Raw genomic sequence first — 13,309 nt, 5'->3', positions numbered from 1 at the left:
GGGAAAGGGGGTTCACGCGGGACGTGCGCGGGCTGCCGCGAAAGGGCGCCGGATGCGGCCGTGGCTGGCGGTTCGCATGACGCGCACGGGTAAAAAATCTCGAACGGGCATTCTAGCCGATCCACCCGGCAGACTGACCCGCGGGCGGCGAATTCCGCCTATTTGGGATCGCGTGCGGCAACGGACACATTGCCGCAACGCAGCAATGCAGGTGCGCGGGCGCCGCGCCCGGCTGGCGGGAGCAGCAGCCCATCAGAAGATCAGGCGCAGTGCGGTGAATACGAGCATCCCGACGACGATCGTGCCGAGCATGCTGCGCCGCCACAGGAACCAGCCGAGACCGGCGAGCGCCGCGTAGAACGGATGGTTGGACAGCGCGAACGACAACCCGGCCGGCGTTTCGAGCACGTCGGGCAGCACGACGGCGACCAGCGCGGCGGCCGGCGCGTAGCGCAGCGCGCGCTGCGCGCGTTCGGGCAGCACGGTGCGCTCGCCGCCGATCAGGAACAGCGCGCGCGTGACGGCCGTGACGACCGTCATCCCGATGATGACGATCCAGATCTCCGTCGCGCTCATTCGATCTCCTTTTCGTGCACGGTTTCGGTGCGGATGCGCCGCCAGTCGGCCCGCTCGACGAAGAAGTCGGCCGTGCAGCCGGCCGCGAGCGCGGCGAGCACCGCGAGCGGCAGCGCGAGCCGGTACGGCAGGTCGAAGGCGATCAGCGACACGATGCCGGCGACCGCGACGGCCGCGAGCGTCGAGCGGTTCGCGACCGCCGACACCATGATCGGGATCAGCGCGAGCGTGCCGGCCAGCTCCAGCCCCCAGCTCGCGGGGAAGAAGCTCGCGAGCAGGATGCCGGCGAGCGACGATACCTGCCACGACACCCAGCTCGCGAGCGCCATCCCCCAGAAATACGCTTCCTTGCCCGGCACGTGACCGTAGGCAAAGCCCTGTTTCTGGAACAGCAGGTAGATCACGTCGCCGTTGAAATAGCCGATCGCGAGACGCCGCCACAGCGGCAGGTAGGAAAAATGGGGCGCAAGCCCTGCGCTGAAGATCACGAAGCGCATGTTGACCATCGCGGCCGTGAGCAGCACGGTCCAGATCGGCAGCTTCGCCGCGAGGAGCGGCAGCACCGCGAGCTGCGACGAGCCCGCGTAGACGAAGATCGACATCGCGCTCGCCTGCCCGAGCGTCATGACCGACTTGCTCATCGCGATGCCGGTGACGAGCCCCCAGGAGAGGATCGCCATCAATGTCGGGGAATAGTCACGCGCGCCCTGGATCAGCGCGAAGCGGTCGGTGGCGGACAATCGAGCGAGCATGGGAATGCGGGCCGCAGCGGGCGGTTCGTCGGGGCGCCGGCGCCTCCTGCCGGTACGTCCCATCGTTATTGGAATCGGTACCGGACGATTATAGCGCCGGCCCCGCGCCGACCGACCGGGTCGCCACCAAATGACGCTAAAATAAGCGTCTTTCCGGCTCAACGCTGCATACAACCGCATCCCAGGAGAAATCTATGTCAATGGCCGACCGCGACGGCAAGATCTGGATGGACGGCAAGCTGATCGACTGGCGCGACGCCAAGATCCACGTCCTGACCCACACGCTGCACTACGGCATGGGCGTCTTCGAGGGCGTGCGCGCGTACAAGGCGGCCGACGGCAGCACCTCGATCTTCCGCCTGCCCGAGCACACGAAACGTCTGCTGAATTCGGCGAAGATCTTCCAGATGGACGTGCCGTTCGATCGCGAGACGCTCGAAGCCGCGCAGCTCGAAGTCGTGCGCGAGAACAAGCTCGAGTCGGGCTATCTGCGCCCGATCATCTGGGTCGGCTCGGAAAAGCTCGGCGTGTCGGCGAAGGGCAACACGATCCACGTCGCGATCGCTGCCTGGCCGTGGGGCGCGTACCTCGGCGAGGACGGCCTCGCGAAGGGCATCCGCGTGAAGACGTCGTCGTTCACGCGCCACCACGTGAACGTGTCGATGGTGCGCGCGAAGGCGTCGGGCTGGTATGTGAACTCGATCCTGGCGAACCAGGAAGCGACGGCCGACGGCTACGACGAAGCGCTGCTGCTCGACGTCGACGGCTACGTGTCGGAAGGCTCGGGCGAGAACTTCTTCCTCGTGAACAACGGCAAGCTGTACACGCCCGACCTGTCGTCGTGCCTCGACGGCATCACGCGCGACACGATCATCACGCTCGCGAAGGACGCCGGCATCGAAGTGATCGAGAAGCGCATCACGCGCGACGAGGTCTACACGGCCGACGAGGCGTTCTTCACCGGCACGGCCGCTGAAGTCACGCCGATCCGCGAGCTCGACAACCGCACGATCGGCAGCGGCGCGCGCGGCCCCGTCACGGAAAAGCTCCAGTCGGCGTTTTTCGATATCGTGTCGGGCAAGAACGCGAAGTACGCGCACTGGCTGACGAAGGTCTGAGCGCGCCGCGCCACCGACCGCCCCACAAAAGAGTGATAAGAGAAAGTCTCATGAGTGAAATCAAGGAAATGCCGCTGGTCGAGCTGACGGCCAAGGATCTTCCCGCCTACTGCCCGAACCCGGCCATGGCGCGCTGGAGCGCCCATCCGCGCGTCTTCATCGACGTGTCGCACGGCGAGGCACGCTGCCCCTACTGCGGCACGCGCTACAAGCTGCGCGACGGCGAGGTCGTCAAGGGCCACTGAGCCCGGGCGGCCGGGCCCGCGGGCCCGCCGACTCGCAAGGCGGCGCAGCCGGAAATCCGGCGCGCCGCCGTTCTCCATTCTGGCAACCCGAACGCGGCGCCCGTGCGCCGTGATTCATTACGACATCGGAAGTCGACCTGATGCGTCGAGCGCTGGTTATCGCACCGAACTGGATCGGTGACGCATTGATGGCGCAGCCACTTTTTGCGCTGCTGAAAAAGCTCCATCCCCGCATCGCGATCGATGCCGTCGCACCCTCGTGGGTCGCGCCCGTGCTCGAGCGGATGCCCGAGATCCACGATGTCTACGCGACCGATCTCGCGCATGGCAAGCTGCAGCTGCTGCGCCGCTGGCAGCTCGCGAGCGACCTGCGCGACGTCGGCTACGACGCGGCGTACGTGCTGCCGAATTCGCTGAAGTCCGCGGTGATCCCGTGGCTCGCGAACATCCCGCTGCGGATCGGCTACACGGGCGAGCACCGCTACGGGCTGCTGAACGTGCGGCACGCGAACCCGACCAAGTCGGGCGAGCGGCCGCCGATGACGACCCACTACGCGGCGCTCGCCTACGCGCCGGGCGCGAAGCTGCCCGAGTCGATGAAGACGCTGCCCGCGCCGCGCCTCGACGCGGACCTGAACGAGACGGCGCGCGTGTCCGCGCGTTTCAATCTCGATACGCGCAAGCCGCTCGTCGTGTTCTGCCCGGGCGCCGAATACGGCCCGGCCAAGCGCTGGCCGCCCGAGCACTTCGCGACGCTCGCGACGATCGTTCACCAGTCGTTCCCGTATACGCAGATCGTCGCACTCGGCTCGCAGAAGGACGCGGCAGCCGCACAGGCGATCGCCGACCACGCGCCGAACGTGCGCAACCTGTGCGGGCAGACGTCGCTGTCCGAGGCATGCGCGCTGATCGCGCGCGCGAACGCGGTCGTCACCAACGATTCCGGGCTGATGCACGTCGCGGCCGCGCTGCGCCGGCCGCTCGTCGCGCTGTACGGATCGACCGATCCGCGCCACACCCCTCCGCTGTCGGACCTGGCGAAGGTACAATGGCTGCATCTCGAATGCAGTCCCTGCTTCGAACGCGAGTGCCCGCTCGGCCACCTGAAGTGCCTGCGCGAACTCGGTCCCGAGCAGGTATTCGGCGATTTGCGCGGCATGCTCGTCGGGCAGCGCTGACCCTGACCGGCAGCGTCGCACGGCGCGCCGGGCAATCCGATTCACCGGCGTACGGCGGCTCCATCCGGGCCGCCGTGCTGAATACGGCGCGCGACGCGCGCGAGAGATAACCCCGATGCCACGTTTTGCCCGCCTTTTCGAAGCCGCTGCCGATACGCTGAACGCCTACTACCAGGCCGTCGCCGATGCCAATCTCGACGCGCTGCTGGCGTTGTGGATCGACGAGGATTTCGCCAGCTGCGTATGGGCGGACGGCGAGCATCTGCACGGCCTCGACCAGATCCGCAGCGGGCTCGCGAACCGGCTCGCCACGCGCCCCGTGACGATCGAGCCGCTCGACATCCGCGTGTACGACAGCCTCGGCACGGTCGTCTATACGATCGCCGAAGCGCATCAGCAGGCCGACCTGACGGCCGAACCCGACATGGTTTTCGCCACGTACGTGATGATTCACGAGCGCGGCGAGTGGCGCATCGCGCATATTCACGCGAGCCCGATTCCCGAACAGGCGGCCGGACAATTCGCCGCGAAGATCCGTCACGGGCAGGGTCCGCTGCACTGACGAAGAACGAAGCAACGCATTAGCGGGGCGATCATGAGTACGGCTTCTCCGCCCACCTCGCCGCTGACCGGGGCCCCGGCCCCCGACGACGATTCATTGCGCTATCGCGCACCGCGCTGGCTGCCGAACAGCCATGCCCAGACCATCGTGCCCGCGCTGTTCGCACGGCGTCCGGCCGTCGCTTACCGACGAGAGCGATGGGAAACCCCCGACCACGACTTCATCGATCTCGACTGGGTCGCGCATCTCGACAGCGCGGCGCCGCCGCCCGATGCGCCGCTGTTCGTGCTGTTCCACGGCCTCGAAGGCAGCTCCGGCTCGCACTACGCGCTCGAGATGATGGCCGCCGCGCGCGCGAAGGGCTGGCACGCCGTCGTACCGCACTTTCGCAGCTGCAGCGGCGAAATCAACCGCCAGCCGCGCTTCTACCATCTCGCCGACAGCGCCGAAGTCGACTGGATCCTGCGCCGCCTCGCCGCGCGGCATCGCGGGCCGCTCGTCGCGGCCGGCGTATCGCTCGGCGGCAACGTGCTGCTGCGCTGGCTCGGCGAGCATCGCAGCGACACGTCGATCCTGCGGGCGGCCGCCGCGATCTCGACGCCGATCGACGTGCACGCGGGCGGCCGCGCGCTGTCGCAGGGGTTCGCGATGGTCTACACGCGCAGCTTCCTGAAGACGCTCAAGCGCAAGGCGCTCGCGAAGCTCGACCAGTACCCGGGGCTGTTCGACCGCGAAGCGATGCTGCAGGCCGTGACGATGCGCGACTTCGACGAAGTCGTGACCGCGCCGCTGCACGGCTTCGCGGACGCCGACGACTACTGGACCAAGGCGACGACGCGCCCGCTGCTGCCCGCGATCGACGTGCCGACGCTGATCCTCAACGCCCGCAACGACCCGTTCCTGCCCGAATCTGCGCTGCCGGGCCCGGCCGACGTGTCGCCGGCCGTCGAGCTCGACCAGCCCGCGGCCGGTGGGCACGCGGGATTCATGACCGGGCCGTTCCCCGGCCGCCTCGACTGGTTGTCGGCGCGGGTGTTCGGCTATTGCTCGAAATTCGTCGACCATGGATGACATCGTCAGGCAGGCGCTCGCAAAATGGCCGAACGTGCCGCACTGCACCGGCTGGCTGCTGCTCGACCGGCGCGGCGAATGGCGGCTGCGCGACGACGCGGCGCAGGCGGCCGGCGAACTCGGCTCGCCGATCCGGCATGCGGCGCTGAACGCATTCATCGGCCGCAACTACGAATGCGATGCGCAGGGCCAGTGGTTCTTCCAGAACGGGCCGCAGCGCGTGTACGTCGAGCTCGCCTATACGCCGTGGGTCGTCCGGCTCGCGGAGCGCGACGGGCAGCTCGCGCTCACCGACCAGACGGGCGCAGCGTTCGAACCGGACGAAGCGTGGCTCGACGATGCGGGCGGTGTGCTGTTTCATGATGGCCGCACGCAGCGCATCGCGGCGCTGCACGATCACGACCTCGGGCTGTTCGCCGATCATGCGGATTTCGATGCCGAGCCGCCCGCGCTGCGCTGGCGCGACGGCCGCCCGCTGCCGCTCGGCAGCATCGTCTGCGCGGACGTGCCCGCCCGGTTCGGCTATGTCGCGAGCCCGGCGCGCCTCGCCAGCCATCCGGCCGGCGGCGGCAACTGACGCGCAGCCGCGTGACGGCCGCTATCCGCGGCCGTTCTTCTCGTCCTCGCGCTCTTCCTTGTAGCGCGCCTCGAATTCCAGCAGCCGCGCGCCGATGATCGACTGCTCGTAGAACGACACGTCCTTCGCGTCGCGCGCTTCCTTCAACTGCCGGATTGCCGACGGCCACGCGCCGTCGATCGCGAGTTTCTCCGCGAGCGCACGGCGCCGCGCAAGCACATCGCCCTTCCCGTCACTCGCCTTCGCGAGATAGTCCCACCAGTCCGGCTGATCGGGATCGGCCTTCGCCTGGGCACGCGCCAGCGTCTGCGCGTCGGCAAAACGGCGCGCGGCGATCAGCGCCTGCAGATGCGCGACGATCGCCGCGTGCGACGCCGGCCAGCGCCGCTGCGCGAGCGCCGCGAGCCGCACCGCGTCGTCGGTCCGGCCCGCGCGGCGCGCGATCTCGGCGGCCAGCACATCGAGGCTCGGCGAACTCGCGTCCGGATCGTTTTCGCGCCGCTCGCGCGCATCGAACGCCGCGCGCGCCGATGCGAGTGCCTTGCCGGCCACGTCGTATTCGCCGAGCAAGAGGTTCGCGAGCGCGATGCCGTACCAGTTCGCCGCGACGTTCGGCGCCGTGCGGTCGTCGATCTCGAGCTGCATCCGGCGCGCCTCGGCCGAGATGTCGGTCGGCGCACGGTTCTGCAGGACGCGCAGCCGCGCGCGCACGAACCCGTATTCGGCCGACTGGCGCGGCTGCCGGTACGGCGCGCGGCGCGCGCGATCCTCCATGTCCGCGATCCGCTCGCCGGTCAGCGGGTGCGTGCGCGCATACGCCGGCACGCCCGCGTCGCCCATCGACGCGCGGTCGAGCCGCTCGAAGAAGCCCGGCATCCCGTAGGGGTCGTAGCCGGCCCCCGCCAGCAGCTGGAAGCCGACGCGATCGGCCTCGCGCTCGGCCGAACGCGAGAAGCGCAGCTGGTTGTCGACCGCGTACGCCTGCCCGCCCACCGCGATCGCGCTGCCGAGATCGCCGCTGCGCGCGAGCACGCCGGCCAGCACGCCGAGCAGCATCGCCGCGAGCGCGGTGTAGCCGGTCTTCTCGTTTGCACCGATCATCCGCGCAATGTGCCGCTGCAGCACGTGCCCCATCTCGTGGCCGACCACCGACGCGAGCTCCGACTCCGTCTGCGTCGTGACGACGAGCCCGCTGTTGATCCCGATGAAACCGCCCGGCATCGAGAACGCGTTGATCTGCGGATCGCGCACCGGGAACAGGTCGAAATCCGGCGTATAGCCGCCGATGAAGCGCGCGGCGGCCGCGGCCGCGAGCCGCGCCGCCATCGCGTTCAGGTAGTCGCGCGCGAGCCAGTCGTCGAGATAGTCGGGATCACGCCGCACTTCGCGCATCACGCGCTCGCCGAGCCGGCGCTCGGCCTGCGGCGTCAGCGAACCGCCGGAACCGTCGCCGAGGTCGGGCAGTTCGAGCGCACGAAGCGGCGCGCGCAGGCTCGCGACCGGCGCCGACGCGCCGCCGGCGCCCGAGAACCGGCTCTCCGCGCCGCCGTACGTGCCGAACACGCCGGTTGCGATGCCGGACGGCACGGTGGAAATCGCCGGGGAGCCGCCGGTCGCCGGCTCGAGCGGAGGTGGGGATGCGCTCTGCGCATGGCCACCCGGCGGCAGCGCGAGCGCCGCCGACAGCGACACGGCAAGCAACTGTTTGACACGCATGGCAGGATGAAAACGACGCCGTCCCGCGCGAGCAGCGCGCATCGCGGCGTTTGGTCTGAATATTCGGGTCATTGTACCGGCGCCGCGGCGACTGTCCCGTGCCGCGCGTGCGTCATCTGCGCCCTCGGCAACGCGAACGCCGCTGCTATGATAAGCGCCCGTTGAGACGTTGAATCGGTTCGGGGCGCCGGTACAGGATTCGGCGGCCCGGCCGATCGCGAAGCAGGATCGAGGGACGCACGCGCACTCCGTTCCACTAGAGGATGACATGTCAGGACTTACCCATTTCGATGCCGCCGGCCATGCGCACATGGTCGATGTCGGCGGCAAGCAGGAAACCCAGCGCATCGCGATCGCGCGCGGCACGATCCGGATGCTGCCGGCCACGTTCGCGCTGATCCGCGACGGCAAGGCCAAGAAGGGGGACGTGCTCGGCGTCGCGCGCATCGCGGCGATCCAGGGCGCCAAGCGCACGGCCGACCTCATCCCGCTGTGCCACCCGCTCGCGCTGACGCGCGTGGCCGTCGAATTCGAACTCGACGACGCACTGCCGGGCGTCCACTGCGTCGTGCAGGTTGAAACGTTCGGCCGGACCGGCGTCGAGATGGAAGCGCTGACCGCCGTGCAGGTCGGGCTGCTGACGGTCTACGACATGTGCAAGGCCGTCGATCGCGGGATGGTGATCACCGACGTGAGCGTGCGCGAGAAGCGCGGCGGGAAGTCGGGGGACTGGAAGGCGGAAGACGTCGCGGGCTGAGCGCCCGTCGCAACGCACTCACGCACCATTCGCGGAGAATCGTCGGCCGTAGCGATTCTCCGTTCGAACGATCAAGAATCAGAAGAACGAAGCACCGATGAAGAACAACACGCTGAAGTACGCGGCGCCGCTGCTGTGTGCGCTTTCGATGCTGCCGGCGATCGCATCGGCCGCTGGCACCTGTCCGGCCGCCGACACCGCCGCACGCGTGGCCATCGACGCGCAGCACCGCGTGCAGCAGGTCCGCAATCCGCAAGGTGACGGCGGCGGCAACGTCGATATCTCACCGCCGCTGCGCGATGCACTGCGTGCGTACAAGGAGGCGCTCGTCGGCGCGATCGACGCGCAGTTGGCGTGCAGCGACGAACACGTCGACCCGGCTGCGTTGAAACGCACGCTCGCGGCCGCGCTCGGCGTGCCGGCGCGATCCGTCCAGCCGAAGAACGGCGAATCGGCGTTCGGCCGCAATCCGGAGGTCGACGTCGAACGCGGCGGCGCCTCCCGCCCGCTACTCTTCGTACGCGCCGGGTTCGACATTGCGTGCGGCGACGACAACCTGCTCACCGCCTACGCGTGGGAGAACGGCGGCTGGCGGCGCGTGCTGCGCTGGCAGGCCGGCGACTACAAGGACATCGGCGGTGCGTACGGTGGCGGCTTCTGGTTCTCGGCACTGCCCGGCGGCCAGGTCGCGGTCGTCCACGGCACGCCGTGGTGCTCGTCGCGCTGGAGCCAGTTCGCCGCCGACGTGCTCGCACCGGCAAACGGTTCGGCCGCGCAACGCACGCTGTTCCATACGGAGCACGGCTACGTGCTCGACGACAATGCACTCCGGTTCAAGGTCCGCCCCGACGGCTTCGAGATGCGTACGACGGTCGGCTCGCTCGACAGCGACGTGATGACGCGACCGGGCATCTTCCGCTACCGCGTCGACGGCGACACCGTGCAACGCGTGCAGCCCGTCGCGGTCAACGGCCGCGATTTTGTCGACGAGTGGCTTAATGTGAACGAGGCACAGGCGCGCGAATGGAGTGAACCCGTCGCCGCGGCTGCCGCGCTGAAAGGCCGGCAGGCGTTCGACAAGGCCCGCAAGGCGCCCGATACCGGGTTCGCATACGGCCCGGTGCGCGGCTGCTCGGACGGCAAGGACCGCTTTCAGGTCGAACTGGATCTGACAGGCAAGAGCGGGGAAACCGTCGCGCGACACTATGCGCTGATTCGCCAGGAGCGCAATGGCTTTACGCTGCTCGGACTGAGCAATGCGGCCGAGCCGGCTTGCCGCGGCGCGAACCTGATGCCGCAGCACTGACTGACGGACGCGCATGCCGCAGCGGTTGCGCGCCTCGATTGACGACAGCGATGCAAACGGCGCGGCAAGCCGCGCCGCGCGCCTCACTGGCCGCGTGACGGCTCGAACACGAACGGTTGGGTCAGCAGGAACGGATTCGCGGTCGCGCCCGTCTGCACGCAGGTCGCGTGCGTCATCGCGTCGACGGCCGCGCGATCGGCCGCCGCGTTGCGGCTGCTCGTCGTCACGGTGACGTTCTGCGCTTCACCGGACGTCGTCATCAACGCACGCACGAGCACGGTCACCGGGCGAGTGAGCGGTTTGGCGGTGTCCGGATAGACGGCGCGCGGAATGTGGCAGGTCAGCTTGCTTTCCTGCGACGATGACAGCATCGCGCAGCCGGAAAACAGCATCGCGACGGCGGGCAGGATCAGGTAGGTCGAGCGAATAGCCATGGTCGAATATCGTTCTTGGTACTGTTCCGGACAAACGCGCCGCGCCCCGGACGTATTCTCCGGCCCGCATCACGTGCGTCTCACTGCGCCGCGGCCATCGGACCGGCGCCCCGTTACGGCCGCACGGCCGATGATGCTCGGCCGCGATCCTGCCTGGCGGACTTCCCGGATGGCCGGGGCGCTGCCTGCCATCACGCCGGGCAGCCCCCGCGCCAGCGGGCACGCGAGCGCTTTCGCGCATTGTGCACGCGGCGCCCGGTCAGCGGCGGCGATTTGACAATGGTTGACGCGAATCGCCGCGCATTCGACCGGAATCCGCACGATCCGCGACGTAATCGATATCGGCAGGCTTCTCACGGTTCGCGCCGGGCCGCCCTGCCCGACGCCCGCCCGCGCTGCATCGGAATGCGACAAACGCCGGAATACCCCGTTCCGGCGGGTGCCGCGCACATCAATCGGAATCGTCGTCGTCCTCGTCGTCGGCCGCATCGGCCGGCACTTCCCCGTACTTCGCAACGACGGCCGCCTTGAACGTCTTCAGCGCCGGCTGCTGGTCACACAGCTTGTACAGCAGCGCCAGTTGCTGCGGCCAGTCCTTCAACTCCTTCGCGAACACATGCAGGCGCGCGACGGTATCGAGCGCGTCGGCTTCGCGGCCCGCCAGCGCCTGCAGCGCCGCATAGCGGCGCAGCACCGTCTCGCCGGGCAGCAGCGCGATCGCGCGCTCATGCGCCGCGAGCTTGGCCGGCAAATCGTCCGCCGAAATCGGCAGCAGCGTGGCCGCACCGTATTCACCCCATGCGCCGAACAGCAGCGACGGCGCCTCGCGGTACTGCGCAGCCGGATCGCTGCCGTAATAGAGCACTTCCGCGCGCTGGTAGTCGCGCAGCACGGGCACCGCCGCCAGCACGCCACCGAACGACAGCACCGCGAACAACCCGAATGCGGCGCGGCCCGGCAGGATGCGCAACGGCTTCACTTCGAGCAGCCCGATCACGAACATCGCCGGCAGCAGGAAGAACATGTACTGCTGCGGATACTCGACCAGCGCATGCATCAGCAGGATGCCGATCAGCGCGAAGCCGAACACGCGCATGCTCGACTGCGGCGCGCGCACCGCACGCACGAACCACGCCACCAGCGTGACGACGAGTAGGCCGAGGCCGACGAGGCCGGACTTCGCGAGCAGGTCGATGAAGATATCGTGCGAGTTGTTCGCGATCTCGACGCCGCCGAGCGTGCGCACGAGCGCAAACTGGTGCGACGGGAATTCGCCCCAGCCGACGCCGAGCAGCGGATGTTCGCGGAACATCGCGAGCCCGTACTTCCACAGTGCGAGGCGCGGCGCGATCTGCCCCGCGTCGCGCATCCGGTCGGCCGCCGATTCCGCGAGATTCAGGTGATAGTGCACGTTGGCCCAGCGCACCGCGACGTTCACCGCGATGAACGCGACCGCGAGCACGACCGGTATCAGCCACGCACGCGCATTGCCCGGCGCGCGGCGCGATTCAAGCCACGCCATCCAGAAGCCCGCGACGACCATCACCGCGACCTGCAGCCACGGCCCGCGCGACACCGTCAGCGCGAGACCGACCGACAGCACGAGCGACAGCGCGAACCACGCCCACACCGCGAGCCGGCGCGTCTGCACGAGATACAGCGCACCCGCGAGCGCGAACGCGATGTAGCTGGCCAGATGGTTCGCCTGCGCCATGTTGCCGTACGGACGGCGGTCGACTGCGACGTTGTACATCACGACGAACGGCGAAACGGCCGACTCGAGGTGGAACAACTGCACGATCTGGGTGCCGACCGCGAACACGCCGCCGACGATCAACGCGCCGGCCATCATCCGCGACACCGCTTCGGCCAACCCGTCGCGCGCCAGCACGTAGCCGGCCTGCATCGCGACCAGTGCGGCGGCGAGGTAGCCGACCGCCAGCCAGTTCATCGACGGCACCTTGAGCGGAATCAGCGCGGTCTGCGCGATCAGCACCACGGCAAACCCGAACGGCACGACGAACGCGGCCGGCGCGGCAAACGGCTCGGCCGGGCGGTCGGTGCGCGTGAGCAGCACGACGGACAGCCCCACCAGCAGATACAGCACCAGCGCGGAAAACTCGGAATAGAAGGTCGGGATCGGATACGTGTGATTCGTGATCGCGTACGGCACGATCAGGGCGACAGCCAGCGCAACGAGCGACAACGAACGGGAAAAAGTAGAAGGCATGAGCGAACCGGATGTCAGCAACCGGCGCACTATACAAAACTTTCCCCGCTCTGTGCGGGGCCGTCGCGCCGCGACCGGGCGCGAAACAACGCCCCCGGCCGGCCGAAGCGGCGGCCCGCACGCCGCCCGCCCCCTCCGGCGCTATGCGCGGCACTCCGCGGGCGCAAATTTCGCGGGCAGCGTCGCGGCATCGACCGGCAACGGCCCGGCCCCCGGCGCGGGCAGCGACGACGCGTCCTTGCCGGCCACGAAGCACTCCCACGCAATCGCACCGGCCTGCATCGCACCCTTTTTAAGGGCCACGCGCGCGGTGGGCGCATCGGCCTTGTCGGGCGCGGACGGCACGAGCACCAGCGTATTCGCGCCGGCCGCGGCCACGCGGGTAGTGAATGCGACGGTGATCTGGCCGGTGTCGCCGTCGATCGCCACCGATTCGACGTTGCGGGTCCCGGCCGGCGGGCTGTAGCCGCCGTCGAGGCTCGCGCCGCTCGCCGCGTTGTCGGCGACCGCAAGGCGCGCGGACGACGCAAGCGCGAGCCCCTCGCCGACGCGCGAACGCGCGAGGTAATCCTGGTACGCGGGAATCGCATAGGCCGCGACGACGCCGACGATCGCCAGCACGATCATCAATTCGATCAGCGTGAAGCCGGCCGGCCGCCAGCGCGGCGCGGGCCGATTCGCGCGCCGCAGATCGGCGGCAACGCGACGGAACAGGGAAACGGAAAAGGCTTCGAACATGACAGGCTCCGGAAACGAAAAACGCCTGCCGATCAAGGCAGGCGTTTCG

14 protein-coding genes are annotated in these 13,309 nt (G+C 68.9%); 8 read left to right on the top strand and 6 right to left on the bottom strand.

What is annotated here, in order from left to right; all coding sequences use genetic code 11:
* Positions 1-252 precede the first annotated feature (252 nt).
* Together U5809_RS23440 and U5809_RS23435 are read right to left on the bottom strand one after the other, a co-directional pair.
* Positions 253-576, bottom strand: a complete 324-nt coding sequence (locus tag U5809_RS23440; protein WP_282505889.1) for an AzlD domain-containing protein — start codon at positions 574-576, stop codon at positions 253-255.
* Positions 573-1,328, bottom strand: a complete 756-nt coding sequence (locus U5809_RS23435; protein WP_322088299.1) for an AzlC family ABC transporter permease — start codon at positions 1,326-1,328, stop codon at positions 573-575. Before U5809_RS23435 ends, U5809_RS23440 begins: the two co-directional genes overlap by 4 nt.
* Positions 1,329-1,522: 194 nt before the next feature.
* Between U5809_RS23435 and U5809_RS23430 the strand changes: the two genes are divergently transcribed.
* From U5809_RS23430 to U5809_RS23405, 6 genes are all read left to right on the top strand, one after another.
* Positions 1,523-2,446, top strand: coding sequence for a branched-chain amino acid transaminase (locus tag U5809_RS23430; RefSeq protein ID WP_176050238.1), 924 nt, complete (start codon positions 1,523-1,525; stop codon positions 2,444-2,446).
* A gap of 50 nt (positions 2,447-2,496) precedes the next feature.
* A complete protein-coding gene (locus U5809_RS23425; RefSeq protein WP_006749970.1) occupies positions 2,497-2,691 on the top strand; it encodes a zinc-finger domain-containing protein in 195 nt (64 codons plus the stop codon).
* 140 nt (positions 2,692-2,831) lie between these two features.
* Entirely contained in the window at positions 2,832-3,869 is a 1,038-nt protein-coding gene (waaF, locus tag U5809_RS23420; protein WP_047898928.1) for a lipopolysaccharide heptosyltransferase II, read from the top strand.
* A gap of 115 nt (positions 3,870-3,984) precedes the next feature.
* On the top strand, positions 3,985-4,431 hold the full coding sequence (locus U5809_RS23415; RefSeq protein WP_034178922.1) for a nuclear transport factor 2 family protein: 447 nt from the start codon (positions 3,985-3,987) through the stop codon (positions 4,429-4,431).
* 33 nt (positions 4,432-4,464) lie between these two features.
* Positions 4,465-5,502, top strand: a complete 1,038-nt coding sequence (locus U5809_RS23410; protein ID WP_322088298.1) for a hydrolase — start codon at positions 4,465-4,467, stop codon at positions 5,500-5,502.
* Complete coding sequence (locus U5809_RS23405; RefSeq protein ID WP_322088297.1) at positions 5,495-6,079, top strand: DUF2946 family protein; 585 nt, start codon at positions 5,495-5,497, stop codon at positions 6,077-6,079. The genes U5809_RS23410 and U5809_RS23405 overlap by 8 nt, the downstream gene beginning before the upstream one ends.
* A 21-nt stretch (positions 6,080-6,100) precedes the next feature.
* On the opposite strand, the gene U5809_RS23400 is transcribed toward U5809_RS23405, so the two are convergent.
* The gene (locus tag U5809_RS23400; RefSeq protein WP_282505893.1) at positions 6,101-7,795 is read right to left on the bottom strand and encodes a M48 family metalloprotease; all 1,695 of its coding nucleotides are present in this window, start codon (positions 7,793-7,795) and stop codon (positions 6,101-6,103) included.
* Positions 7,796-8,063: 268 nt separating this feature from the next.
* Here U5809_RS23400 and moaC point away from each other — a divergent pair, with 268 nt between their 5' ends.
* Together moaC and U5809_RS23390 are read left to right on the top strand one after the other, a co-directional pair.
* A complete protein-coding gene (gene moaC, locus U5809_RS23395) occupies positions 8,064-8,552 on the top strand; it encodes a cyclic pyranopterin monophosphate synthase MoaC (protein WP_322088296.1) in 489 nt (162 codons plus the stop codon).
* 97 nt (positions 8,553-8,649) lie between these two features.
* Complete coding sequence (locus tag U5809_RS23390) at positions 8,650-9,858, top strand: hypothetical protein (protein ID WP_322088295.1); 1,209 nt, start codon at positions 8,650-8,652, stop codon at positions 9,856-9,858.
* An 83-nt stretch (positions 9,859-9,941) separates the two neighbouring features.
* Here the strand turns inward: U5809_RS23390 and U5809_RS23385 are convergent, their stop codons facing one another.
* The 3 genes from U5809_RS23385 to U5809_RS23375 form a co-directional block, all read right to left on the bottom strand.
* Positions 9,942-10,292 carry a TonB family protein gene (locus U5809_RS23385; protein WP_282505895.1) on the bottom strand — a complete coding sequence of 117 codons (351 nt, stop codon included), beginning with the start codon at positions 10,290-10,292 and terminating at the stop codon, positions 9,942-9,944.
* Between the two features lie 451 nt (positions 10,293-10,743).
* A complete protein-coding gene (locus U5809_RS23380) occupies positions 10,744-12,522 on the bottom strand; it encodes a PglL family O-oligosaccharyltransferase (protein ID WP_322088294.1) in 1,779 nt (592 codons plus the stop codon).
* 141 nt (positions 12,523-12,663) lie between these two features.
* On the bottom strand, positions 12,664-13,260 hold the full coding sequence (locus U5809_RS23375) for a pilin (RefSeq protein WP_322088293.1): 597 nt from the start codon (positions 13,258-13,260) through the stop codon (positions 12,664-12,666).
* Between the last annotated feature and the right edge of the window lie 49 nt (positions 13,261-13,309).

It is taken from the genome of Burkholderia sp. BCC1999, assembly GCF_905339975.1.
In the GTDB taxonomy this organism is placed as follows: Bacteria; Pseudomonadota; Gammaproteobacteria; order Burkholderiales; family Burkholderiaceae; genus Burkholderia.
Note: the sequence above shows the minus strand (reverse complement) of the source record. Positions and strands in the feature narration are given on the sequence as shown.

Bases quoted from the DNA above. Each gene is read 5' to 3' on its own strand.
- U5809_RS23380 (WP_322088294.1), bottom strand. From the start codon at position 12,522: ATGCCTTCTACTTTTTCCCGTTCGTTGTCGCTCGTTGCGCTGGCTGTC.
- U5809_RS23440 (WP_282505889.1), bottom strand. From the start codon at position 576: ATGAGCGCGACGGAGATCTGGATCGTCATCATCGGGATGACGGTCGTC.
- U5809_RS23400 (WP_282505893.1), bottom strand. From the start codon at position 7,795: ATGCGTGTCAAACAGTTGCTTGCCGTGTCGCTGTCGGCGGCGCTCGCG.
- U5809_RS23405 (WP_322088297.1), top strand. From the start codon at position 5,495: ATGGATGACATCGTCAGGCAGGCGCTCGCAAAATGGCCGAACGTGCCG.
- U5809_RS23415 (WP_034178922.1), top strand. From the start codon at position 3,985: ATGCCACGTTTTGCCCGCCTTTTCGAAGCCGCTGCCGATACGCTGAAC.
- U5809_RS23410 (WP_322088298.1), top strand. From the start codon at position 4,465: ATGAGTACGGCTTCTCCGCCCACCTCGCCGCTGACCGGGGCCCCGGCC.
- U5809_RS23430 (WP_176050238.1), top strand. From the start codon at position 1,523: ATGTCAATGGCCGACCGCGACGGCAAGATCTGGATGGACGGCAAGCTG.
- U5809_RS23425 (WP_006749970.1), top strand. From the start codon at position 2,497: ATGAGTGAAATCAAGGAAATGCCGCTGGTCGAGCTGACGGCCAAGGAT.
- waaF (WP_047898928.1), top strand. From the start codon at position 2,832: ATGCGTCGAGCGCTGGTTATCGCACCGAACTGGATCGGTGACGCATTG.
- moaC (WP_322088296.1), top strand. From the start codon at position 8,064: ATGTCAGGACTTACCCATTTCGATGCCGCCGGCCATGCGCACATGGTC.
- U5809_RS23390 (WP_322088295.1), top strand. From the start codon at position 8,650: ATGAAGAACAACACGCTGAAGTACGCGGCGCCGCTGCTGTGTGCGCTT.
- U5809_RS23435 (WP_322088299.1), bottom strand. From the start codon at position 1,328: ATGCTCGCTCGATTGTCCGCCACCGACCGCTTCGCGCTGATCCAGGGC.
- U5809_RS23385 (WP_282505895.1), bottom strand. From the start codon at position 10,292: ATGGCTATTCGCTCGACCTACCTGATCCTGCCCGCCGTCGCGATGCTG.
- U5809_RS23375 (WP_322088293.1), bottom strand. From the start codon at position 13,260: ATGTTCGAAGCCTTTTCCGTTTCCCTGTTCCGTCGCGTTGCCGCCGAT.